The 22,700-nt window shown below is 62.5% G+C and carries 24 protein-coding genes and 1 tRNA gene; 11 read left to right on the top strand and 14 right to left on the bottom strand.

The genetic code is table 11. The features are described from left to right. Positions 1–3: 3 nt before the first annotated feature. The 4 genes from NKJ12_RS13515 to NKJ12_RS13500 all read left to right on the top strand — a co-directional run bounded on the left by NKJ12_RS13515 (position 4) and on the right by NKJ12_RS13500 (position 2,607). The gene (locus tag NKJ12_RS13515) at positions 4–975 is read left to right on the top strand and encodes a beta-ketoacyl-ACP synthase III (RefSeq protein ID WP_352703131.1); all 972 of its coding nucleotides are present in this window, start codon (positions 4–6) and stop codon (positions 973–975) included. A 104-nt stretch (positions 976–1,079) separates the two neighbouring features. Beyond that, positions 1,080–1,403, top strand: coding sequence for an integration host factor subunit alpha (locus NKJ12_RS13510; RefSeq protein WP_023674510.1), 324 nt, complete (start codon positions 1,080–1,082; stop codon positions 1,401–1,403). A 245-nt stretch (positions 1,404–1,648) separates the two neighbouring features. Continuing rightward, on the top strand, positions 1,649–2,191 hold the full coding sequence (locus NKJ12_RS13505) for a MerR family transcriptional regulator (protein ID WP_023674511.1): 543 nt from the start codon (positions 1,649–1,651) through the stop codon (positions 2,189–2,191). A 74-nt stretch (positions 2,192–2,265) separates the two neighbouring features. Then, positions 2,266–2,607 carry a hypothetical protein gene (locus NKJ12_RS13500; protein WP_352689380.1) on the top strand — a complete coding sequence of 114 codons (342 nt, stop codon included), beginning with the start codon at positions 2,266–2,268 and terminating at the stop codon, positions 2,605–2,607. 126 nt (positions 2,608–2,733) lie between these two features. Here the strand turns inward: NKJ12_RS13500 and NKJ12_RS13495 are convergent, their stop codons facing one another. Further along, positions 2,734–2,928 carry a hypothetical protein gene (locus tag NKJ12_RS13495; RefSeq protein ID WP_352703128.1) on the bottom strand — a complete coding sequence of 65 codons (195 nt, stop codon included), beginning with the start codon at positions 2,926–2,928 and terminating at the stop codon, positions 2,734–2,736. Between the two features lie 317 nt (positions 2,929–3,245). Between NKJ12_RS13495 and NKJ12_RS13490 the strand changes: the two genes are divergently transcribed. Together NKJ12_RS13490 and NKJ12_RS13485 are read left to right on the top strand one after the other, a co-directional pair. Then, positions 3,246–3,524, top strand: a complete 279-nt coding sequence (locus NKJ12_RS13490) for a helix-turn-helix domain-containing protein (protein ID WP_254817571.1) — start codon at positions 3,246–3,248, stop codon at positions 3,522–3,524. A gap of 119 nt (positions 3,525–3,643) precedes the next feature. Next, positions 3,644–4,102, top strand: coding sequence for a YbaK/EbsC family protein (locus tag NKJ12_RS13485; RefSeq protein WP_352703126.1), 459 nt, complete (start codon positions 3,644–3,646; stop codon positions 4,100–4,102). Positions 4,103–4,140: 38 nt separating this feature from the next. Here the strand turns inward: NKJ12_RS13485 and NKJ12_RS13480 are convergent, their stop codons facing one another. The 7 genes from NKJ12_RS13480 to NKJ12_RS13450 form a co-directional block, all read right to left on the bottom strand. Further along, on the bottom strand, positions 4,141–4,332 hold the full coding sequence (locus NKJ12_RS13480) for a hypothetical protein (RefSeq protein ID WP_352477180.1): 192 nt from the start codon (positions 4,330–4,332) through the stop codon (positions 4,141–4,143). Between the two features lie 121 nt (positions 4,333–4,453). After that, a complete protein-coding gene (locus NKJ12_RS13475) occupies positions 4,454–4,648 on the bottom strand; it encodes a hypothetical protein (RefSeq protein WP_254817574.1) in 195 nt (64 codons plus the stop codon). Positions 4,649–5,475: 827 nt separating this feature from the next. Then, a tRNA-Pro gene (locus NKJ12_RS13470) sits at positions 5,476–5,552 on the bottom strand. Between the two features lie 36 nt (positions 5,553–5,588). Continuing rightward, on the bottom strand, positions 5,589–6,878 hold the full coding sequence (locus tag NKJ12_RS13465; RefSeq protein WP_352703124.1) for an O-antigen ligase family protein: 1,290 nt from the start codon (positions 6,876–6,878) through the stop codon (positions 5,589–5,591). Further along, positions 6,875–8,410 carry an undecaprenyl-phosphate glucose phosphotransferase gene (locus NKJ12_RS13460; protein ID WP_352703122.1) on the bottom strand — a complete coding sequence of 512 codons (1,536 nt, stop codon included), beginning with the start codon at positions 8,408–8,410 and terminating at the stop codon, positions 6,875–6,877. The genes NKJ12_RS13465 and NKJ12_RS13460 overlap by 4 nt, the downstream gene beginning before the upstream one ends. Before the next feature lie 116 nt (positions 8,411–8,526). Beyond that, positions 8,527–9,651, bottom strand: coding sequence for a glycosyltransferase family 4 protein (locus NKJ12_RS13455; protein ID WP_352703120.1), 1,125 nt, complete (start codon positions 9,649–9,651; stop codon positions 8,527–8,529). A gap of 12 nt (positions 9,652–9,663) precedes the next feature. Continuing rightward, the gene (locus NKJ12_RS13450) at positions 9,664–10,227 is read right to left on the bottom strand and encodes a polysaccharide biosynthesis/export family protein (protein WP_254817578.1); all 564 of its coding nucleotides are present in this window, start codon (positions 10,225–10,227) and stop codon (positions 9,664–9,666) included. A 255-nt stretch (positions 10,228–10,482) separates the two neighbouring features. On the opposite strand from NKJ12_RS13450, the gene NKJ12_RS13445 reads away from it, so the two are divergent. Next, entirely contained in the window at positions 10,483–12,732 is a 2,250-nt protein-coding gene (locus tag NKJ12_RS13445) for a GumC family protein (protein WP_352703117.1), read from the top strand. Between the two features lie 21 nt (positions 12,733–12,753). Here NKJ12_RS13445 and NKJ12_RS13440 read toward each other — a convergent pair whose 3' ends face one another. Beyond that, complete coding sequence (locus NKJ12_RS13440) at positions 12,754–13,983, bottom strand: GNAT family N-acetyltransferase (RefSeq protein WP_352703115.1); 1,230 nt, start codon at positions 13,981–13,983, stop codon at positions 12,754–12,756. 89 nt (positions 13,984–14,072) lie between these two features. On the opposite strand from NKJ12_RS13440, the gene NKJ12_RS13435 reads away from it, so the two are divergent. Then, positions 14,073–15,131, top strand: coding sequence for a polysaccharide deacetylase family protein (locus NKJ12_RS13435; protein WP_352703112.1), 1,059 nt, complete (start codon positions 14,073–14,075; stop codon positions 15,129–15,131). Here NKJ12_RS13435 and NKJ12_RS13430 read toward each other — a convergent pair. Further along, positions 15,128–15,355 carry a DUF2842 domain-containing protein gene (locus NKJ12_RS13430; RefSeq protein ID WP_254817582.1) on the bottom strand — a complete coding sequence of 76 codons (228 nt, stop codon included), beginning with the start codon at positions 15,353–15,355 and terminating at the stop codon, positions 15,128–15,130. The two genes, NKJ12_RS13435 and NKJ12_RS13430, sit on opposite strands and share 4 nt — an antisense overlap. 151 nt (positions 15,356–15,506) lie before the next feature. Here NKJ12_RS13430 and NKJ12_RS13425 point away from each other — a divergent pair, with 151 nt between their 5' ends. After that, positions 15,507–16,601, top strand: coding sequence for a COX15/CtaA family protein (locus NKJ12_RS13425; protein WP_352703110.1), 1,095 nt, complete (start codon positions 15,507–15,509; stop codon positions 16,599–16,601). Here the strand turns inward: NKJ12_RS13425 and NKJ12_RS13420 are convergent. The 3 genes from NKJ12_RS13420 to speB are packed head-to-tail and all read right to left on the bottom strand — an operon-like array spanning position 16,591 to position 19,394. Then, positions 16,591–17,430, bottom strand: coding sequence for an aminoglycoside phosphotransferase family protein (locus tag NKJ12_RS13420; protein WP_352703108.1), 840 nt, complete (start codon positions 17,428–17,430; stop codon positions 16,591–16,593). The two genes, NKJ12_RS13425 and NKJ12_RS13420, sit on opposite strands and share 11 nt — an antisense overlap. Beyond that, the gene (gene argC / locus NKJ12_RS13415; RefSeq protein WP_352703106.1) at positions 17,431–18,357 is read right to left on the bottom strand and encodes an N-acetyl-gamma-glutamyl-phosphate reductase; all 927 of its coding nucleotides are present in this window, start codon (positions 18,355–18,357) and stop codon (positions 17,431–17,433) included. A 29-nt stretch (positions 18,358–18,386) separates the two neighbouring features. Further along, positions 18,387–19,394 (bottom strand): agmatinase, encoded by a 1,008-nt coding sequence (speB, locus tag NKJ12_RS13410; RefSeq protein WP_352703104.1) that lies wholly within the window; start codon positions 19,392–19,394, stop codon positions 18,387–18,389. Between the two features lie 305 nt (positions 19,395–19,699). On the opposite strand from speB, the gene NKJ12_RS13405 reads away from it, so the two are divergent. Beyond that, the gene (locus tag NKJ12_RS13405; protein WP_352703102.1) at positions 19,700–20,758 is read left to right on the top strand and encodes a glycerophosphodiester phosphodiesterase family protein; all 1,059 of its coding nucleotides are present in this window, start codon (positions 19,700–19,702) and stop codon (positions 20,756–20,758) included. A gap of 30 nt (positions 20,759–20,788) precedes the next feature. On the opposite strand, the gene NKJ12_RS13400 is transcribed toward NKJ12_RS13405, so the two are convergent. Beyond that, positions 20,789–21,673 carry an aldo/keto reductase family oxidoreductase gene (locus NKJ12_RS13400; RefSeq protein WP_352703099.1) on the bottom strand — a complete coding sequence of 295 codons (885 nt, stop codon included), beginning with the start codon at positions 21,671–21,673 and terminating at the stop codon, positions 20,789–20,791. A gap of 94 nt (positions 21,674–21,767) precedes the next feature. On the opposite strand from NKJ12_RS13400, the gene NKJ12_RS13395 reads away from it, so the two are divergent. Further along, complete coding sequence (locus tag NKJ12_RS13395; protein ID WP_352703097.1) at positions 21,768–22,676, top strand: LysR family transcriptional regulator; 909 nt, start codon at positions 21,768–21,770, stop codon at positions 22,674–22,676. Positions 22,677–22,700: the final 24 nt, after the last annotated feature.

The raw sequence follows: 22,700 nt of genomic DNA, 5'->3' as shown, positions 1-22,700 counted from the left end.
GCATTGATCAGATCAGTCGTGCGCGGCACGGGCGCCGCGCTGCCCCGCCGCATTATGAAGAATGCCGATTTCGAAGGCATGGTCGAGACGTCGGACGAGTGGATCGTCCAGCGCACCGGTATTCGCCAGCGCCACATCGCGGCCGACGACGAGACGACGGCCTCGCTGGGCGAGGCGGCGGCGCGCGCAGCCCTCGACAGCGCCGGCCTGATGGCGGACGACATCGACCTGATCGTGCTGGCGACCTCGACGCCCAACAACACCTTTCCCGCGACCGCGGTCGAGATCCAGAACCGGCTCGGCATGCACCACGGTTTTGCCTTCGACCTGCAGGCGGTTTGCTCCGGCTTCGTCTATGCAGTGACGACCTCCGACCTCTATATCCGCGGCGGCTTGGCCAGACGGGTACTGGTGATCGGCTCGGAAACGTTTTCGCGCATTCTCGACTGGAACGACCGCTCAACCTGCGTTTTGTTCGGCGACGGCGCCGGCGCGATGGTGCTGGAAGCAGGCACGGGAGCAGGCGGCATCGCCGACCGTGGCGTTCTGGCGGCCAGCCTGCGCTCCGACGGCATCCACAAGGACAAGCTTTTCGTCGACGGTGGGCCGTCGACCACCGGAACCGTCGGGCACCTCAGGATGGAAGGCCGCGAAGTGTTCAAGCATGCGGTCGGCATGATCACCGACGTCATCGAGGCGACGTTCGCACAGGCCGGCATCAGCGCCGCCGATCTCGACTGGTTCGTGCCGCATCAAGCCAATAAACGAATTATTGACGCTTCGGCCAAAAAGCTCGGGATAGAGGAGCGGAAGGTGGTGGTGACCGTCGATCTGCACGGTAATACCTCCGCTGCTTCCGTGCCGCTGGCACTGTCCGCGGCCGTCGCCGACGGTCGCATCAAAACGGGTGACCTGGTACTGCTTGAGGCGATGGGCGGCGGCTTCACCTGGGGCGCGGTCCTGCTCCGCTGGTAAGTGCCGAACTATCGGGTTCGGGTCCTTGACCTTGACGGATCAATTACTTAGGTTCTGCCGTTGCTTGTATCGATTTATGTTTTTGAGCTGATGGGACGGTTCGTATGGGGGGAAAGACACTTACGCGCGCCGACCTCGCCGAAGCCGTTTACCGCAAGGTTGGGCTGTCGCGTACTGAATCGGCTGAGCTTGTCGAGGCGGTGCTGAATGAGATCTGCGAGGCGATCGTTCGCGGCGAGACGGTGAAGCTGTCGTCCTTCGCGACCTTCCACGTGCGCTCCAAAAACGAGCGCATCGGGCGCAATCCCAAGACCGGCGAGGAAGTGCCGATCCTGCCGCGCCGGGTGATGACCTTCAAGTCGTCGAACGTGCTGAAGAACCGTATCCTGCGCTCCCATCAAAACAGCAAAGTCAAGGGCAGCAAGTAGCCGCCCAATCCCCCTTTGCCAAGAATCATGCTCCAGGCTTCGGTTGAAAAGCGAACCCTGCTTTTGCGCCGGGCTTGAATATTGTTTCATAAACCGCTGAAATAAGATGCGATTCGGTACGCCGGATCGGTATTTGGGTGTGATCCGTTCCGGCGGGACGGAAAGCTGCTCTCCTTGTTAAGTGTGATGTCGCCCGAACCCGGTTCCCGCCTTTCGCGGTCATGCTCTAGCGTGAGGATTCGCCCATGGACAAGAGCCCTGATGCTTTCCGCACCATCAGCGAGGTCGCGGAGGATCTGGATTTGCCGCAGCACGTGCTGCGCTTCTGGGAGACGCGTTTCAACCAGATCAAGCCGATGAAGCGCGGCGGCGGCCGCCGCTACTACCGTCCGCAGGACGTCGAACTGATCAAGGGTATTCGTCATATGCTCTACGACCAGGGCTATACGATCAAGGGCGTGCAGAAGCTGTTGCGCGAGAACGGCAACCAGTTTCTGATCGCCGTCGGCAGTGGCGACATGGCGGCGGTCGAGGCGATCTCGCAGCGCCGACAGGCTGACACGGTACCGCTGACGCAAGCGGCGCAGCCGCGCGGCCCGGACGACGAAATGCTGGTCGGCCAACCGAGGGTGAAACCCAGCCGTCGTTTTTTCGGCATCGGCAAGACCGACGAGGAAGGTCCGGTTCCGCCGGACACGTCAAAGCTTTCCCGTGACAATCGCGCATTGCTGCAGGAGGCGCTGTTCGACCTCCTGGAATGCAAGCGCCTGCTCGATCAGGTTCGCTAGAGCCCGCCGGGCTGACCGGAACGGTCTTCAGGGTCATGCGTTAGGCTTCCTTCTACATATGAAGGAAGCACGTCATGCCATCGCTTTCGAGCATCTCCGACACCGATCTGAACAAGCAGGTCGCGGCCCTGACCAGGGAACTGGCCACCTTGAAGAAAGCCGTGTTAAAGCGGGGCGGCGCCTTTTACGAAGACGGGCGCGATACCGCATCGGATTATTATTCGGATATCACTGAGCGCCTCGGCGACGCTTTGCCGGCAATCAGAAGGCAAGGCCGGGCGATCGAGAAGACCGCCCGAGATCACCCGGCGACGGCGGCCGCTGTCGGACTGGTTCTGGTCGGGCTCGTCGCCAGTCTGTTCCTCGGCGGCCGGCAGCAACAAGCACCGCGGGCGCGTTCAAGATCGGCACGTTGAGATAAGCAAATGGCGGTGGTCGGCGGACCGCCGCCATTGTTCGCCGACACGGCAACCCGGTAAGCGTGCCGCCCTTGATCAAGGGCCAGAATGCCTTGTTTGCCGGTTGTTCGTCCGAGGGTGTTTTCAGTACTTCTTCGCCACAACCTTCTTGTGATGGTGGCGATAGTGGTGGTGGACGCGGTGATGGTAGTGATGGCGGTGATGCTTCTTGACGGTGGCGTGCATCGTCGTTGCATTCGCGCTGGTTGCGCCGATGATCGGCATCGAGAGGGCAAGTGCGATTGCAAGTCCAAGGGCGGAGAGAAGAGGCTTGTTCATGACATCGTTTCCTTTTTGCGCAGGCGGAATCTAAACGTCACCGATTCAGGTCGGTGACCCGATCGGTGCGGTTGGGACTATCGCCTTGGAGTTTTTCGGCAGTTTTTCCGGCCTGTAGAATTTTGTTTCCGAACTGTGTCTGCCGACGATCCGACCGGATGTCGGCGCACCGGCATCCGCCATTGATTCCGGCGTCGGTTCACGATGCCGTGACGCTATCTTTGATGCTTGGCAAATCACCGGCGAGCGGGCATTCTCCGGATCGTCTCAGGCAACAACATGATTTGATCTAACTCTTTCATCCCACGGAGTTGCCAATGCCCCAAATAGCAAAACGCGAACCTTACTCCGACCTGGCGGCGAGCGCGGTTACGCCTGAACGCAGTGCCGTCCGCACCGCCCGGGAAGCCCGTGGATACAGCATCGAAGAGCTGTCCCTGGCGTGCGGGCTGGCAGCCTATGAGATTGCCGACATCGAAAGCGGCAAGGATGCCGATCCTTCGAAACGTCGGCGTATTGCCTCCGCGCTTCAACTTCCGGAAAGCGCTCTGTTTGACGAAGCCGTGTTGCCTGCCAAAAGGCGATCCGTGTCGTAGCGACGTGTCATGCTTTTATTCCACGAGCTCGCCATGGGTCGCCCTGGCGGGCTTCGTTTTTTCACCCACGTAGTGGACTTGCCGGCCGCCACGGCGACGCCAGACGGAAATTGCCGGAGATGAGCCTCGAATCCGTTCGCGCCTTTTTCGCCGCACACGCGCCCGACATCGACGTTATCGTCACGGAAGCCAGCTCGGCGACAGTGCCTCTGGCCGCCGAAGCGCATGGCGTACCGCCGGCGCAGATCGCCAAGACGATCTGCTTGCGCGTCGGCGACCAGACGATGCTGATCGTGGCCAGCGGGATCTCCAGGCTGGACAATCGCAAATTCAAGGACCGGTTGGGTGGCAAGGCGCGAATGCTGGATGCCGAACAGGTGCTTGCCGCGACCGGTCATCCCGTCGGCGGGGTGTGCCCGTTCGGCCTACCGGCGCCGCTCCCGGTCTACTGCGACATCTCGCTGCGCGCCTTTGACGAGGTCGTCCCGGCGGCAGGCGCGACGAATGCCGCCGTACGGCTCAGCCCGCAACGCCTGGCCGAACTCGTCGACGCCGAGTGGGTGGATGTGTGCCAGTAGCCGTTTATCCGGGTCGTGGGATCCGCTGAGCGTTACCGCTACTCGGTCTTCTGTGGCTCTTCTTTCTTGATCGTCTGAGCGTCCGTGACAGTCGACATATCGGCCTTCTCGACGCTCGCTGTCGTCTGCGTGTCGACCGATGCCTGGACCTTTGAATGCGCGGGGCAATCCGCAGAGGCAACTGATATGGACATGGTCAGTGCCGCGGCTATTGCGAGGAATGTCTTCATGATCATTCTCCTCGTTCGTTCGATGGGCAAAGTTAGCCCGTCTGGCACCAACGGCCAAATCACATTTGTTCACACGCTGGCCCAGTAATTCAAATGGCTGCGCGGATAGCCGCTTGCCGTATCAAAGCCCACTGGCTCCGGCCGGAGGATTTTTGGCGTTAAAGATCTCGCCGCTCAGAGCCAGTCTCAGGTCTTCGGCGCTGAGCTGACCACTTTCGAACAAATCCATCACCCTGCGGCCGAGCACTTCTCTGCCTGGATCGCCGTCAGCGAGGCCTAGTTCACGGCATCGGGCATCAAGTGCCTTGGTCAACATGGTCAGCTCGGCAGGACAGGCAACCCCTTGAAGCGACATTGCATCTCTCCCCTAAGGGCGAAAGCGCGTGGCATCTTCGTAGCGTCCGCTCGCCCTTACAACTGCGGACGACGGCAATTCAAATAAAGCCAACGTTTTTCGAACTCAACATTCAAACGTACCAAAACGCGGCGCGCTCCAATGCGAGGATCCTGCTACAATACGGTATGGCCGTCCGAATAGCGGTTATCCTCGCGCTTCTCTTCGCCTTCGCCTACGGTTTCGCAAAACTCGCGGAACATTATGGCAGAGTTGGCCACAGGCCCCCTCCGTGTGAAGAATTGCCCTATCCTGATTGTCCTGACCAAAAAGCTCTTCCGCGGGAAGAAACTGAGCCTTGAGCACGCCTGTTCAGGCCAGGCCAGCCATCGGGATTGATTTAGTTCTTTCCAACCGACGGTTGGTGGACGCATTGCAGCGGATGGGCCTAGGGTTCACTACGATCCGCGCGCACCGGGCATGCCCAAACCCCCGAGTCACCCCTGCCTGATGCAAGGCGCCTGATCGAGTCCCGCCGTTCTGGCATGTGCGGCGGGACCTTTTCTTATTGAAGCTGGAATACGGGCTCACGATAAAGGTTGGCGTACGCAGCAAACGTCGCCTAGCCACTGTCGCGCGGTTTCTCGGTGGGCTTCTGGCTAGCCGCCAGCCTCCGTGCCTCGCGCACGAGTGATCGTGATCGATTCTTCGATGAGATCACGCGCCTGCGTACGTTGCGCTGGCTGCAGTGCGGCTATTGTCTGTACAGCCCAGTTTGGGGGAAAACTGGCTAAGCCTTTGGATTTTAATGGTCGGAGTGGCCGGATTCGAACCGACGACCCCTTGACCCCCAGTCAAGTGCGCTACCGGGCTGCGCTACACTCCGGACCGGTCGCGATGTATCGTGATAGACTGGGTCCGGTCAACCGAATTCGGTTGCTGTCCTGCCTGAAGCGACAGCAACGGGCATTGCCGGTCGCTGCGCCGCCCGCAGCTGCCACTGGTGGCGGTATTCGAGCGCGATGGCACCCCAGATCAAGCCAAGCAGCAGGTAGACATGGCGCCAGTGGTCGATGTCGATGAAGGTGCCGAGCCCGATATTACCGATGAAGGCGACGTAGGCGCATAGAAGATAAGGCTGCCACGGCCGGTCGCGCAGCAGAATGCGGAAGCCGGCGGCGATCGTCCAGCACGTCAGCGTCAGGAACGACACGAAGCCGAGCCAGCCGTAATCCATCAGCATCTTCAGCCAGATGTCGTGCGTGTCCTCGCCGAACATCTTGCCGAAGACGAGCGGGCCGATGCCGAACGGATGCTCCAGTGCCATCTGAAAGCCGATCGTGTAGCGGGCGAAGCGGCCGAGGCGGGCGGTGTCGTAGCTTTGTTCAAGCTGTGCGCGGTTCGAGAACATCTCGGCGACGCCCGGCAGTTGCAGGATGACGATCATTGCGATGACCAGCAGTCCGACGGCGGCGATGGTCATGACGACGACGCGCAGCCGGAACTTGCCGCTGGCGCTCTGCAGGAACAAGGCACCGGTCAGCAGGACCGCCGAAACGGCGAACATGCCCCAGGCGCCGCGCGAAAAGGAAAAGAAGATGCCGGCGGTGATGATCAGCAGCGGCACCGCCAATACAGGCATGCGCGCGACCGAGCCGGTAAGCAGCAGATAGAGCACGTAGACGCCCGGCAGCACCAGGAAAGGCCCGAACACGTTCGGGTCCTGGAACGCGCCGGCGGCGCGGTCGTATTTGGTGAAGATCTCGGCTCCCGGAAAGGCATGGAAATAGCCGGCTATGCCGACCAGCGAAGTCAGCACCGCCGACACCACATAGGCGACGAAGATCACCCGATAGAGACTGGGCCGGACCGCCGTTACCGAAGCGAAGAAAACCGCGGTTAAGGCCAGGAACAGCGAGACGGCGAGATAGAGCGGCGTGCCGGCGAGGTCCGACATCTGCGTCATCGAGATCATGCCGCCGATGTTCATGATCAACAGCAGCACCAGAAGCGGTACCCCCGCGCGCTGTATGCGCATTCCGAACAAGGGCCACACCACGATCAGCCCGATCATATAGACGTCGTACGGTGCCGGCTCGGCAATGACGAAGCCGGACAGGAAGACGCCGAGGAAAACCGCCCCTGACGCAATCAGTGCGATCAGCTTGGCGTTGACCGCCGCCGCCGGCAATTCATAGGCCGTCGCGCTCAATATGCGTTTTCCGTGTTGAGCAGGCGGATCGGCGTCAGGAACAGGATTTTGAGGTCGAACAGGAGCGACCAGTTCTCGATGTAATACAGGTCGTATTCCGTCCGCATGCGAATCTTCTCGTTGGTGTCCATCTCGCCGCGCCAGCCATTGATCTGCGCCCAGCCGGTCACACCGGGCTTGACCTTGTGACGGGCGAAATAGCCGTCGACCACCTCATTGTAGAGGAGGTTGTGCGACTGCGCGGCAATGGCGTGCGGGCGCGGACCCACCAGCGACAGCGACCCGAACAGCGAATTGAAGAACTGTGGCAATTCGTCGATCGAGGTCTTGCGGATGAAGCGGCCGACGCGGGTGACCCGCGGATCGTTCTTTGTCACGGTCTGCTTCGCCGTCGGGTCCGCCTTGTCGGTGTACATCGACCGGAACTTATAGACCTCGATGATCTCGTTGTTGAAGCCGTGCCGCTTCTGGTGGAAAAGCACCGGCCCCTTGCTGTCGAGTTTGATCGCGATCGCGGTCGCCAGCATCACCGGCGAGAACACGATGATGCCGATGATCGAAAAGACGATGTCGAAGGCGCGCTTGGCGACCGAATCCCAGTCGTTGATCGGCTTGTCGAAGATATCGAGCATCGGCACCGAGCCGATGTAGGAATAGGCGCGCGGCCTGAACTGCAGCGCGTTCGAATGCGCCGACAGCCGGATGTCGACCGGCAGCACCCATAGCTTCTTCAATAACTGCAGCACGCGCGATTCGGCGATCAGCGGCAGTGATACGATCAGCATGTCGATGCGCGCGATGCGGGCAAATTCGATGAGTTCGGAAATTGTGCCGAGCTTGGGATAACCGGCGACAACCGGCGGCGACCGCTTGTCGCCGCGGTCGTCGAAGATGCCGCAGATGCGGATGTCGTTGTAGGGCTGCCTTTCGACCGAGCGGATCAGTACCTCCGCCGCCTTGCCGCCACCGACGATGACGGCGCGGCGCTCCATCCGCCCATCGCGCGCCCAGCGCCGGATCAGCTTCGACATCACCAGGCGGAGACCCAGGATCAGCACGAAGCCAACAACAAACCACGTGCCGAAGAGCAGGCGCGAATAGTCTTCCGACATTTTCATGGTGAAGGCGGTGAGCGCCATCAAGGCGAACGTTCCGGCCCAGACCAGCAGGAGCCGGCCGAAATTGGCGATCGGCCGCATTAGGGCGACGATCTGGTAGCAGTCGGTGACGTCGAGCAGAACGACGGCGAGGAACGAGGTGGCGGCGATCGTCAGGGAGTATTGCCAGGCAAGATAGTTGAAAAAGCCGACGTAGTAGAAATAGACGGCAAGACCTGACACCAACAGCAGCGCGAATTCCGCCATGCGCAGGACGCCGCTCACCATGATCGGCGACATCGTATCGCGCCGGTATTGCGAGGCGACCTGGCGGGCGACGTCGTTCATGCCGCCGGCCGTGTTGTTCTCGGCAGGGGCGTTGAATTTGCGCACCGCGTCTAGCGAAAAACGGCGCGCGGGGTCGATTTCGTTCATGGGGCGTCCGCAGGTTTCCCTCAGGTGAATAGCAAAAGAGAGCTAAGAAACCCTTGAAACAACAGATGGCTTTGGAGACGCTTTCACCAGGAGCAGCCCGGTGGAAACCCGTTGCTCTATTTTTTGAGCGCGGCAAAATAGGCCTTTTCGATTTCAGCGGCCATTACATCGGCGCCGAATCGTGCCTTGAGGTCGGCGATGCCGGGCATCAGGCCCTTGTAGGCGTCGAGATCGGCCAATGCGGCGCTTATCTTGTCGCCAAGTTCGCGCGGGTCGGGCCGGATCAGGGCAGGCGAGCCGGTGTCGAAGATTTCCGGTATGCCGCCGACCGACGTCGCGATGATCGGCTTGCCGGCGGCGAGCGCTTCCAGAACGATATAGGGCATGGCTTCCGCGCGCGAGGGAACGACGACCAGTTCGGCGAGCCTGAAGGCGAGCCTGGCCGGCATCGGCGCCAGGAAGCTGACCTCGAGGCCGAGCTGATTCACCTGGGCGCGATAGCGCGGCAGGTCGTCGCCGTCGCCGACCATCAGCGCCTTCAATGGGTGGCCGAGCCGTGTTGCGGCTAGCCCCAGCGCATCGATGAAGATGTCCGGGCCTTTAAGGTCTCGCATCATGCCGATATAGAGGAGGTCAACCGCACCGTGCTCGGTCCGCACCGGCTCGAACTCGGCGGCGCGCAGGCCGTTGTGGACGAGAGCGTTCGGAATCGGCGGCTCGCCGACCTTCCTGCGATAAGTCCGTCGCTCATAGTCGGAAACAAACAGCAGGCAATCGGTGAAGCGAGCCATGAAGCGCTCGAGCGCGAAGAACAGCTTCCCCATGGCGGTGGTCTCGTCATAGTGAAGCGAGCCGCCATGCGGCGAATAAAGGCGGGCTACGCGAGACCTGGATACCCGCAACAATGAGCCGAACAGACGGGCATAGGCGCCACCTTTGGCGCCATGCCCGTGCAGCACGTCCGGCCGCAATTCTTTTATGATTCTATAGGTGCGCCGGGCCGAGGCGAGATCGCCTGGCCCGACATGCCGCTGCATCGGCGTGCGGTGAATGCCGAGCGCCAGGCTGCCCTTCATCTGTTCGAACAGCCGTTCCTCGAAATCGCCGCCCGTCGTCGAATCGCAGACGATGCCGACGGCATGGCCAGCGGCGACCTGAGCCTCGGTCAGGTCGCGCACATGCCGGAAGATGCCTCCGACCGGTGAGCGAAAGCAGTGGACGATCCTGAGTGTGTCCGCCACTTGGTCAGCACATCAAAACAGGCGTTCGCGAACATAGACTGTATCGCCGGGCAGTAGCGGGTCGGAGGTCACCACGCGTCCGGTTATCACTTTGCCGTTGATGTCGCGGGTAATGTCGACGCTTTCCTGGTTGGCGCGTGGCGTGAACCCGCCGGCGATGGCGACGGCCTTCTGCACGGTTAGGCCCGGAACATAGGAATACTGGCCCGCCGCACCCACTTCACCCATGACGAAGATCGGTCGATAGCGATCGATTTCGACCGAAACGTCAGGATCCCGCAAATAGCCCTGGCGCAGTTTCTCGGCGATCTCGCCCTCGAGCTGCTGGGCGGTGTGGCCGCGCGCCGGCACGTTGCCGACGAGCGGCAGCGAGAGATAGCCGGATTGGTCGACACTGTAGGTGTTGGTCAATCCTTCCTGCTCGAACACTGTGACGCGGACGCGGTCGCCGGCGCCGAGGCGATAGGGCTGGTCAAGAACTTCATGGAATGCGGCCGGCGTCGGCCGGTAGCTGGAGCAGCCCGAAAGCATCGATACGGCAAGCAGCGCGCGGAAAAGGGGAGCAGTGCTTTTCATGAGCGGACACGTACCTTTGAATAGCCGGCGACTCTGCGGCAAACCTTAACGATCGAGCTCGGTTATCATCCTGTTAGGGTTAATGGCCGGTAAAGGCGCACGGCCGATACGGGCCGGATCGACAAATGCAGATCGTTTTCAGCCTCTTGTTTGCGGCTTGTTAGTAGAGCCTAACAGGCTCTTACCGCGATATTAACGGCTGAGTTACCATAGTTGTTTACGGTGCATGCTGACTCAGTACCGGAGCAGGGATGCATGTCCGTTCAATCCGCGGCCGCAGATGTCGACATCGATCTCAGGCAGCTTTTCGCCAGCCTGGCGCGAAACTGGTTGCGCATCCTTGTCGTCGCGCTGGTTGTAACCGGCCTGGCCTTTGCGCTCGCCTGGCTTGCAACGCCCGAATACAAGGCGGCAGCCAAGCTGGAGATCGGGCCTCGAGAATCGGAGTTCACGCGGCCAGCCGGGGCCAACGGCAACGAACGGTCGATTCCCGACGAAGAGGCTGTGGCCACCGAGGTCCAGATCATCTCGTCCCCCGACATCCTCAAACAGGTGGCGGCGAAGCTCAACCTGGCGAAGTTGCCCGAATTCGACGAGGCGCTGAAGATGTCGGCGCTGAGCCGCACCCTCGTCCTCGTTGGCTTGAAAAGCGATCCCTTCGAGATCCCGCTGGAAGAGCGCGTGCTGGACGCAATGCATGAGAAGCTCAACGTCTATGGCGTCGAAAAAACCCGTGCGATAGCAATCGAGTTCTCGTCGGAGGATCCACAGCTTGCCGCCGCGATCCCAAACGCCATTGCAAACGCCTATATCGCATCCAAGGGCAACGCCAAGCTCGAATCGAATTCCGCTGCCACCGACTTTCTGGCGCCGGAAATCGCGGATCTGCAGAATCGGGTGAAGGAGGCGGAAGCCAAGGTTGCCGCATTCCGTGCCCAGTCGGATCTTTTGATGGGCGGCAACAATTCGGTGCTTGCCACCCAGCAGCTGTCCGAATTGTCGAGCGAATTGTCACGGGTGCGCGCCAACCGCGCTTCAGCGGAAGCGACCGCCGACAGCGTGCGCAGGGCGTTGCGCAATGGCGGCTCACTGGATGCCGTTCCGGAGGTGTTGTCGTCCGAACTGATCCAGCGCTTGCGCGAGCGGCAAGTCGAACTCAAGAACAACATCGCCGACCTTTCCACCACCTTGCTCGACAACCATCCGCGCATCCGGGCGCTGAGGTCGCAACTCGCCGATCTCGACCGCCAGATCCGCAACGAAGCGGAAAAGATCATGAAGGGTCTGATGGCGCAGGCCGAGACGGCGAAGGCGCGGGAGGCTCAACTCGTGGCCGACGTCAACACGCTGAAGGCGGCGTCCGCCCGCGCCGGCGAAGAGCAGGTGGAACTCGATGCGCTGCAGCGCGATGCCGCGACCAAGCGCCAGCAACTCGATCTCTACTCGTCCAGCTATCTCCAGGCGGCCGCACGCAAGGATCGCAACTACCTGCCTGTCGACGCTCGCCTATTTTCGGAGGCCCGGGCGCCGACCGAACCCTATTTCCCCAAAATTGGTCCGATTGTCGGCGCGGCCTTTGTCGGCTCGTTGCTCATCATGGCGATCGTCACGTTGCTGCAGGAACTGTTTTCCGGCCGCGCCATGCGTCCGGCCGCCGGTGCCCATTTCGAACACATCGAGCAGGTTGCGATGCCGGCTGTCCAGGCCGAACGCGCATTGGCCGAGCCCGACCCGCCGGTTGCGCGGTCCGAACCGGCAGTCGCCGAGATCGATGAGACCGACGACGACAGTATCATTGAAACCAAAGTGGAGCCGGAACCCGTCGCGGTGGCGGAAGCGGCTGCCGAGAAAATCGAACCGGAGTACTCTGAAATGGCCGCTGGAGACATTGAACCGGCACGTTCTATCCTCGGCGAGATCGACATCGACAAGGCCGCGGAAAAACTGATCGCCACCGGTGCAGCCCGGGCCATATTCGTGTCACCGGAAGGCGACGAGGCGGCTGCCTCGGCGGTGCTGGTGGCGCGCGCAGTCTCCGACGCTGGGCTACGCGTGCTGCTGCTTGATCTCACCGCTTCGGGTGCTGCCTCGCGGCCGATGCTGGACAGCGGGCTGTTTCCGGGCATCACCGATCTGCTCGCCTCGCAAGCGCAGTTCAGCGATGTGATCCACCCCGATCTCTATTCGGATTGCCACGTGATTCCCGTCGGCACAGCCGATCCGGTCCGTGCCATGCGCGCCGCCGACCGGCTGCCGATCATCATGCAGTCGCTAACCACGGCCTATGATCTGGTTGTGGTCGAATGCGGGCCGGCCGACGCGCAAGGCATCAGCCGCCTGGTGGGCGAGGGCACCGAGGTGCTGCTCTCCATGCTGGAGCCGGACGACCAGGTGACGCAAGCCGCAGTCGCGCTCATCGAGAGCGGTTATCCCGACCTAACGCTGGTCACGCCAATCGGCCATGTGGCGCCGGGGCCAATGCCGGGACGGCGCTCGGCGGCCTGAGGCATTTTTCTCAAATCGAAATCAGCTGTCGTCTTCGCCTGCGGCCGGTGCTGTCTGGCCCACGGCCTTGCGGCGCAGCAGCTTGGTCAGCTTCCAGACCATTGGGCTGTGCTTGATGAATGCTTTCAGGCTTGCGCCGGGCCTGAGCGCAAGCGCCAGCGCGCGACCTTTCAGCGTCAGCGGAACCAGCGCCTCGAAATGTTGCGTTTCGACATCGCACCACAATCGCTTGTAGGGTTCGTCACCGACCGAGAAATCATAGATTTCAAAACCCGCCTCGCAGGCTTCCTGGATGTTCTCGAAGAACAGGAAGTCGCCGGGGCTGGTGTGTGCGAGTTCGTCCTCGGCGATCGCCCCGAATTCGCAGATCAGCCGCTTGCCCGAGCGGCTCGATCCGGTGACCGCACGAAGCTTGCCGGCGACTTCCAGCCCATGCAGCACGAAGGACGGATCTTCCTCTTGGAGCGCGTCGGTAAACAGCGAGCGAAAAAAAGCACGCACCTCCGCTTCACCGAAAACATTGGCGATGCCCATCTTGCGGAAGCGAAATTCCTTCATCTCGAAAAAGGCGTCGAGCAGCCTGTTCACCTCGTCCGCAGTCCTCGCCTCGATGCGGCAATGGCTGCCGACGGCCCCGAATTTGCGCGCCTGCGAGCGATGCTTCTTGCGCCTGCGCTTGCCGCTCACGCGGGTGAGCAATGCATCAAACCCTCCTACAAGACCGGCGGCCAGAGACAGATTGGGGCTCGAAAAATGCGGCAAGGCGGAGAGCGGGTTGGCAACGCCGTCGAGATCGGGCAGCAGCCGCTCTAGCGCAACAAGATCGATATCACGCCGCACCTTGGCAATCGCAGCCAGCATAGCGCGGATCGCCGCGTTATCGGCATTCGCCAGCCATTGCGGGTCGGCGGCGGCAAAATTGCCGTTGGCATGGCGGCCGCCCATGAACCGGGCGACGCGGAACGCTCCACTGCGAGTGACCTCCAGCGCCAACGAGAAAACCGGCCTGTTGTCGGCGCGCAGCGTCGCAACGACAACGTCGGCGCCGGTATGTGCGGCCCAGTTCAGGATCCAGCCTGCGCTCTGCGCCGGGGCAAAAAGCGCCGAACGGCAGAATTCGGCGTACGCCGCCAGCGCCGCCCTATCGGCAACCGAGATCGACAAGCCGGCTTTGCCGGCCGGCGAGGTATACGGCGACGCCTCGCTGCTTGCCAGCCGATTGCCGTCAAATGACGCGGTGGCGTCAACCATACCTCAATCCTTAGGGCGTATTCGTCGCGATTGGGGGTCCGCGCAGGCGCATTCCATGCTTGATGAGCTTAGGCGCAAAAGGTGAATGAATGATCGACGGGGGCGAGGCAATTCGCAAACTGGCGCTCAATCTCGCCCGCTATTCCGGTCTCGCGCCGCTGGCCAAGCCGTTTATCGGCGGCCTTGGCGTCATCCTGATGCTGCATCGGGTCACCGCGACGCCGGAAAAGCCGAACGGCGTCAACCGCCACTTGAACATCGCGCCTGGGTTCCTCGATATCGTGATCGCCGACATGAAGGCGAACGGCTACAGGTTCGTCACGCTGGACGAGGCGATCGAGCGCATCAGGGCCGGCGACAAGGACGGCCAGTTCGCGACGATCACCGCCGACGACGCCTATCGAGACAACATGACCGAGGCGCTGCCGGTGCTGGAGAAGCACGGCGCGCCGATCACCATCTACGTCGCGCCGGGACTGATCGACGGCGCTGCCGATCTGTGGTGGGACGTGGTTGAGGATATCGTCAATGCGCGCGATCGCCTGACGCTGACGACGCCGGACGGCCCGGTGACGATCGACTGCTCGAACCTGGGAAAAAAGGTCCAGGCCAATGCGCGCCTGCACGGGTATCTGACGCTGAAGGTGCGCGAGCGTGACCAGCGTGCGGTGTTGCGCGATCTGGCGCGCTCGAACGGCATCGAGTTGGGCGGTCCGCGTCCGAGCACGCTGATGAGCTGGGACGAGATCCGCACCATGGCCGGGCACCCGCTGGTGACGATCGGCGCGCATAGCGTCAATCATTGCAATCTGAAGCGGCTTTCCGAGAGCGACGCGCGGCATGAGATCGGCGACGTCAAGCGCATATTGCAGGCCAAACTCGGCGAGGAGCCCCGCCATTTCGCCTATCCCTACGGTCATGCCAGCGCAGTCGGCCGCCGCGAAGTGGGCCTTGTCCGCGATGCCGGCTATGCGTCGGCGGTGACGACCCGCCACGGCGTACTGCGCGCCGAGCATGCCGGGTTCCTGCATGCCCTGCCGCGCATTTCAGTCAACGGCCGCTATCAGAGCATCGCCCACATCCGAACCATGTTGTCGGGCGTGACGACGCCGCTGGCCAATGCTGGCAAGACGGTGGTGACGATTTAACTGTTGCCTCGGCCCTTCGGCCGCGGCTCGAGGATCAGCCACTTGATGATGCCCATCGCCGGCAGCACCCACAAAAGCCCGCTCAGCAGGAAGAAGATGAAGTGCGCCAGCGGCCCGGACTGCGACAGTTGGGCGACCGCGACGATCGAGGCGACCAGCGCATAGACGACGACCAGCACTACCAGCAGGAAGCTTCCGATCAGCTTTTTCAGGCGAATGGGCATGGCGCGATCTCGTTGATCGCTATCGCTTAGGCCGAACGGCGAATGCGCGCAACCCGCCAGAAACGGCGCGACGGCGTGCCGCGTCGCCCGGCCTTGCAAGCCGGGTTGCGATGGTTCACCAATCCGCGACTTCAACTGCCGGGACAAACCCATGGCTGCTGCCATATCCGACGACGCGCCCTTCGCCGCCCGCGATCGAGACCTTCGCAATCGTGCACTGGTGCGCGGTTGGCTCTATGTCGTGCTGCTCGTGCTGTTTGCGCTGGTGGTGGTCGGCGGCGCTACGAGGCTCACCGATTCCGGCCTGTCGATCACCGAATGGCAGCCGATTCACGGCGTCATCCCGCCGCTCAACGATTCCGAGTGGCAGGAGGAGTTCCTGCGCTACCAGCAGATCCCGCAATATGCCGAACTCAACAAGGGCATGAGCATCGAGGCGTTCAAGTCGATCTTCTGGTGGGAATGGGTGCATCGTATCCTGGCACGTAGTGTCGGCGTGGTCTTCGCCCTGCCGCTGCTGTTCTTCTGGGTGACGCGCTGCATTGAGCGGGGCCTCGGCACGAGATTGTCGGGCATCCTCCTGCTCGGCGGGCTGCAGGGCGCGATAGGCTGGTGGATGGTGGCATCCGGCCTGGTTGACCGGGTTTCGGTCAGCCAATACCGGCTGGCGACGCATCTGACGCTGGCGGCGCTGATCTTCACGGCGACCATGGTTGTCGCGCGTGGGCTGGCGCCGCACTCGGAACCTGCCGCCGACCGCTCGACGCAACGTCTGGCCGGCTTTCTGGTGCTGCTGGCGCTCGTCCAGATCTATCTCGGCGGGCTGGTCGCGGGGCTTGACGCCGGCTTGAGCTACAACACCTGGCCGCTGATGGACGGCAAGCTGGTCCCTGGCGACCTGCTGCTGCTCGAGCCGGCGTGGCGCAATTTCTTCGAAAATCCGAAGACAGTGCAGTTCGTGCACCGGATCGGCGCCTACACGATCTTCGCGGTCGCGCTCTGGCACATGATTGCGACACGCCGGCGTCTGCCGGGCACGACGCATGCCCGACGCGCGACGCTGCTGTTCCTGATTGTCGTGGTGCAGGCATCGATCGGCATCGGCACCCTATTGATGCAGGTGCCGCTGCACATGGCCCTGACGCATCAGGCATTCGCGCTGGTTCTGCTGGGCTTCGCCGCCGCGCATTGGCGCGGTACCAAGGGCGCTTACCCGCTGCCCCACGAGATCGCTCTCAGAGGCTGAGCCGCACCCGCCGGATTGCCGCGGCAATCGCCAGCTCGCGGTTTTCGTCGACCGCATTGCGATCTTCATGGTGCCATGCAGCCGACAGGCAGCCATAGGCAACGGCGTGGTCCAGTACGGCAGGCCCCGTCTGGCCGAGCGTAGCGCCAAAGACTTGCGCCATATGGGCGATCCGCCTCGGATCGAGGCAAAGATCATCTCGGTCGAGTGGGTTGTAGAACATGTTGGCGGCGTCGAAACCCGGGTCGCCGAGGACGCCCTTCGGATCGATCGCCAGCCAGCCGCGTGGACCGTGCATGATGTTGTCGTGATGCACGTCGCCATGCAGCGGCCGTACGTCGTGCGGATTGGACAACAGCCGTTCCGCGATTTCGGCAGCTTCGACATACAGGCTCTTTTCGCCGCCGGCGCGATCGGCCTTCGCCTTTTTGAACAGGCTGGAAAACCGTCTCCGCAACGGCTGAAGGTCCGGCGGGGCGGCGTGCTTCGACGGCGAGACCAGTCTTGCCATCACCTCGGCCGCGATGGCGGTGGCGGCATTGTCGTCCTGATCAGCAATGATCTGTGACAGCGAGATTTCGCCGGCGTATTCGAGCAGCATGCAGTGGCCGTCGCGGCCGAGCAGCCGCACCGCGCCTTCGCCGCGTCGCCAGGCGAGGAAATGCTCGCCACGCAACTCGTCCTCCACATCGTCGAAAGGCTTTAGATCCTTGACGATTGCCGGTGAGCCGTCCTCGCGAACAACTTTCCAGATGCGGCTACTGAACGTTTCGGTAATGAGCTCCGGCGCGCCGACCTTCCAGCGCTTTGGAAATCTCGGCGCATCCATTCAAAGGCCGAGCATCAGATCCATGTTCTGCACAGCGGCGCCCGAGGCGCCCTTGCCGAGATTGTCGTAGACGGCAATCAGCAGCGCCTGCGCCCTGTTATCGTTGGCAAAGACATAGAGCTTCATCCGGTTGGTGCCGTTGTAGATCTCCGGATCGATGTCGGGCATGCGTTCCTGATGCAGATACGGCGCCACCTCGACCACGCCGCCACCGATGGAAGCGAAATGATCGGCGATTGCCGCATGAAGCTCCGCGCCGGTCGGCACATGGTCGAGGCCGCCGAGTTGCAGCGGCACCACGGTGATCATGCCTTGCGCGAAATTGCCGACTGCCGGCTGCATGATCGGATCGTGCGAAAGCTTGGCATAGGTCCTGAGCTCAGGCACGTGCTTGTGCTGCAGCGTCAGCCCGTAGGGCAGGAATTCCGGCGCATCCTCGCCCTTGGCGACATAATCCTCGATCATCGGCCGGCCGCCGCCGGAATAGCCGGAAATGCCGTTGACAGTGACCGGAAAATCGACTGGCAACAGCCCCGCCGCAACCAGCGGCCGCAGCGTCGCGATCGGTCCTTGCGGCCAGCAGCCCGGATTGGCGACGCGCTTCGCCGAAGCGATCTTCTTCGCCTGGTCCTTGTCCATTTCGGCGAAACCATATTCCCAGCCCTCGGCGACGCGATGCGCCGTCGAGGCGTCGATCACCTTGGTGGTGTCATTGGCGATCAGCGAAACGCTTTCCTTAGCGGCCGCGTCCGGGAGGCAGAGGATCGCAACATCGGCGGCATTGAGGAACTCGGCGCGCGCTGCCGTTTCCTTGCGGCGTTCGGCCGGGATGGAGATGATTTCCAGGTCGCCGCGCTCGGCAAGCAGCGCCCTTATCTGCAAACCGGTGGTGCCGTGCTCGCCGTCGATGAAGATTTTCGGTTTCATTGCCTGCCAAAATTCCTGTTATCTCAAAGCTATATGCCGCTTGCCTGATTCAATCCGGCAACGCTGTGATTGCCCTGGTTCATGTCCTCGAGCCGGGCCTTTCGTTCCGCCAGCAGCCCGAGATAGTGCATGGCCACCATCGAGCCGGCAATTGCCGTTATATCGGCGTGATCATAGGCTGGCGCAACCTCGACGACGTCGGCGCCGACGATATCGACCTGGTTGATCTGGCGCAGCACCGACAGGATCTTTGCCGAAGACGGGCCTCCCGCGACCGGCGTTCCCGTGCCGGGCGCAAAAGCCGGATCCAGACAATCGATGTCGAAAGTGACGTAGGTCTTCTTGCCGCCCGTACGGTCGACGATGGCATAGGCGATGTCGGACGCCCGCATTTCCTCCACTTCATGGCCATATAGGATCTTGATGCCGAACGTGTCGGGCGCATGGGTGCGGATGCCGATCTGGATGGAGCGGTCGGGATCGATGATGCCCTCCTTGACCGCACGGCCGACGAAGGAGCCGTGATCGATGCGCTTGCCATCGTCGGGCCAGGTGTCCTGATGTGCGTCGAACTGCACCAGAGCCAACGGGCCGTGGATGGCGGCATGCGCCTTGAGCAGCGGCCAGGTGACGAAATGGTCGCCGCCGAGTGAAAGCAGAAAGGCGCCGGATTTCAAGATCTTTGCCGCTTCGCGCTCGATCGTGGCAGGCGTCTTCTGGTGATTGCCGCTGTCGAGCAGGCAATCGCCAAAATCGATCACAGCAAGCTGTTCGAACAGGTCGCGCGAAAACGGATATTGCGGATCGTTGTCGAGGATGGCCGAGGCGCGGCGAATCGCCTGCGGTCCGAAACGAGCGCCCGGCCGATTGGTGACCGCCGCATCGAAGGGAATGCCCCACACCACCACATCGGCGCCCTTCACGTCCTTCGAATACTTGCGCCGCATGAACGACAGCGCGCCGGCATAGGTCGGCTCGAACGACGCGCCTGTCCTGGAGCGGGTGGTGAAGGCGTGATCGATGGTCCTTGGCGGCATGAAGCGATCTCCTGTGCGTCGACGCGCAACCTTATTGGACATAATTCTCAGAATTGCGACCCCTGCGGAGGATCACGGCCATTCGATCCGGTCACAAATCCTTGCTCGCCAGGCGAACCCCGCATGGCCGGCCCGGAGATTGCCTGGTAAATAACCGAAAGTAGCCGCCAACGGCTGCTTCGGCCGGCATTGATCTGATTTTTCTGCGTTTGCGAAGCCGGCTTCGTTCACCTGCCTGTCACGGGCATCGCTTAACCGGGGTGCGATCCCGGTACGGAGCGATTCTCGTGCGAACGACTTGTCTCATGCGAACAATTTGGCTGAGCCTTCTGCTTTCCGCGGCGCTGGCGGTCTCCCTTGGCCAGGCATTGGCGGGTGAAACGCGCGCCAGGCAGATTCTCGACCGTTTCGAGCACGCCAACCAATGGCGCGACCATGTGATGGTGGCCGCGCACCGCGCCGGCGGCATGCAGGCCGGCAAGACGCTCTATCCCGAAAACTCGATCGCCGCCGTCGAGGCGTCGATCGCAATGGGCGCCGAAATCGTCGAGGTCGACATCAGGCGCTCGAAGGACGGAGAATTCGTCGTCATGCATGACAGCTGGCTTGACCGCACCACGACCTGCAAGGGCGAGGTGGTCAACCGCACATTGGCCGAACTCAAGACCTGCCGATTGGTGATCGAAGGCACCGGCGCCGTTACGGGCGAGACGGTCTCGACGTTGCGCGAGATGCTGGTGGCGACCAGGGACAGGATTCTCGTCAACCTCGACAACAAGCTCGACACCGGAAGCCTCGCCGGCATGGTCGCCGTCGCTCGCGATCTCGGCATGGCCGAACAGGTGATCGTCAAGGAGAACCTGTGGAATGCGGAGAGGATCGCCAGGGTCAAGGCTGCCATGGCCGAGATCGGTAGCGGCTTCCAGTTCATGCCGATCATCGCCGATGACGCGGTTCGCGACGCCATGTTTGCCGAGGAAGTCAGCCGGGCCTTCCCGATGCGCGCAGTCGAGATGATCAACTGGCGCATGGGATCAGAGACGCTGACGGAGACCGGCGGCCCGCTGTTCAGCTCGCGCATGCGCGCGCTGGCGGTGAGGGGCGACTGGCACATCTGGGCCGACACCTATGCCATCGTCAACAAGCCAGGCGGCTTCCTCGCCGGCGGTCGCGGCGACGAGCTGGCGGTTGCGGGCAGCCTGCCGCGCGAGACTTATGGCTTCTGGGTCGAGCGCGGCGCCACCATCATCCAGACTGACGAACCGAAGGCGGCCATCGGTTGGCTGGCGGCGAACGGTTTTCGCGTGCCCTACGCCGGTGAGAAGCGCCCGGCCGAGCCGGCGAATACGGCTAGCATTAACTAACGCCCGGCACGACCCGGAGCGATTGCGGCGCTACGCGTGAGCGGGGACATTGCCGGCGATACTGTCCAATTCCTCGATCGCATCTTCGGACAACGCGAGATCGCCCGCGGCGAGGTTCTCCCTGAGATGCGCGACGGAAGACGTGCCTGGGATCAGAAGAATGTTGGGCGCGCGGCGAAGCAGCCAGGCGAGCGCGACCTGCATGGGCGTGGCGCCGAGGCGTGCGGCGACCTTGGACAAGGTCGACGACTGCAACGGATTGAAGCCGCCAAGCGGGAAGAACGGCACATAGGCGATGCCGTCGCGGGCGAGATCGTCAATCAAGGCATCGTCGCCCCGATGCGCCAGATTGTACTGATTCTGCACGCAGACGATCTTGCAAATCCTGCGGCCTTCGGCGATCTGCGCAGCGGTGACGTTGCTCAGCCCGATGTGGCGCACGAGGCCCTGTCGCTGAAGCTCGGCGAGCGTCGCAAGCGGCGCCTCGATCGACCCTTCGGCGGGGCCATGCGCGTCGAACATGATCCGAAGGTTGACCGCCTCCAGCACGTCGAGCCCGAGATTGTGCAAATTGTCGTGCACCGCCTGGGTGAGTTCTTGGGCCGAGAAGGCCGGCAGCCACGATCCGCCCTGGCCGCGCCTGGCGCCGATCTTGGTGACTATAAGGAGGTCGTCAGGATAGGGTGCGAGCGCTTCGCGGATCAACAGGTTGGTCACGTGCGGGCCATAGAAGTCGCTGGTGTCGATGTGGTTGACGCCTTGTGCAACGGCTTCGCGCAGCACGGCCAATGCCGCGTCGTGGTCCTTTGGTGGGCCGAAGACGCCGGGCCCTGCGAGCTGCATGGCGCCGTAGCCGAGCCGTCTGACTTTGCGGTCGCCGAAGATGAATGTGCCGGACTGGTCGATACTGGACATTGTCTTTCTCCTTCAGGAACGGTGCACAGATAGACGCTGTCCGATCTCATGATAATTGGGTACAATTCGCACGGGCTGTGCGGAATGACGAACAATGCAGATTGATCTCGGGGACCTGAACGCCTTCGTGGCCGTAGCGCGCGCCAAAGGTTTTCGGGATGCGGCACGCGCCAGCGGCGGCAGTGCGTCCGGCTTGAGCGAGGCGGTGCGGCGCCTGGAGACGCAGCTCGGTGTCAGGCTGCTCAACCGGACGACCCGCAGCGTTGTCCTAACGGAAGCCGGCGAAGGCCTGCTGGCGCGGCTCGGTCCTGCCTTGACCGAGGTGGAGTCGGCCGTCGACGTAGTGAACGGCTTTCGCGACAGGCCGGCAGGTACGTTGCGCCTCAATGTGCCGGTCAGCGCGGCGCGGCTGGTACTGCCCAGCATCGTTCCGCCTTTTCTCGCCGCCTATCCAGGCATCCGGTTGGAGGTGATCTCGGAGGAGAGCTTCGTCGATGTGCTGGCGGCGGGGTGCGACGCCGGCATTCGCTATGAGGAGCGGCTGGAGCAGGACATGATCGCTGTGCCGATCGGACCGCGCGTGCAGCGCTTCGCCACCGCCGCCAGCCCGGCCTACCTGGATCGTCATGGCCGGCCGCAACACCCGCGCGACCTGCTCAGCCACGCCTGCCTGCGCGGCCGCTTTGCCAGCCGTGCGATGCCGCCGTGGGAATTCGAGCGCGACGGCGAGGTGGTGCGGGTCGACCCGACGGGGCCGCTTCTCGTGACCCTGGGCGGGGCGACTGACCTCAAAGTCGATGCAGCCATCGCCGGCACGGGCATCATCAGCCTGTTCGAGGATTGGCTACGTCCTCACTTCGAGAGCGGAGCGCTCGAACCGCTGCTTGAACCCTGGTGGCAGAGCTTCTCCGGGCCGTTCCTTTACTATCCCGGCCGGCGCCTCGTGCCGGCGCCGTTGCGGGCGTTCATTGACTTCATCAAGGCGTCCGCCGGCCAGCCCTGACACCCGGAAGAGTCGCGCCCGAAA

The organism is Mesorhizobium sp. M0195 (assembly GCF_040322115.1).
In the GTDB taxonomy this organism is placed as follows: Bacteria; Pseudomonadota; Alphaproteobacteria; order Rhizobiales; family Rhizobiaceae; genus Mesorhizobium.
The sequence above is the reverse complement of the archived record's forward strand: the minus strand, read 5'-3'. Positions and strand labels throughout refer to the sequence as shown.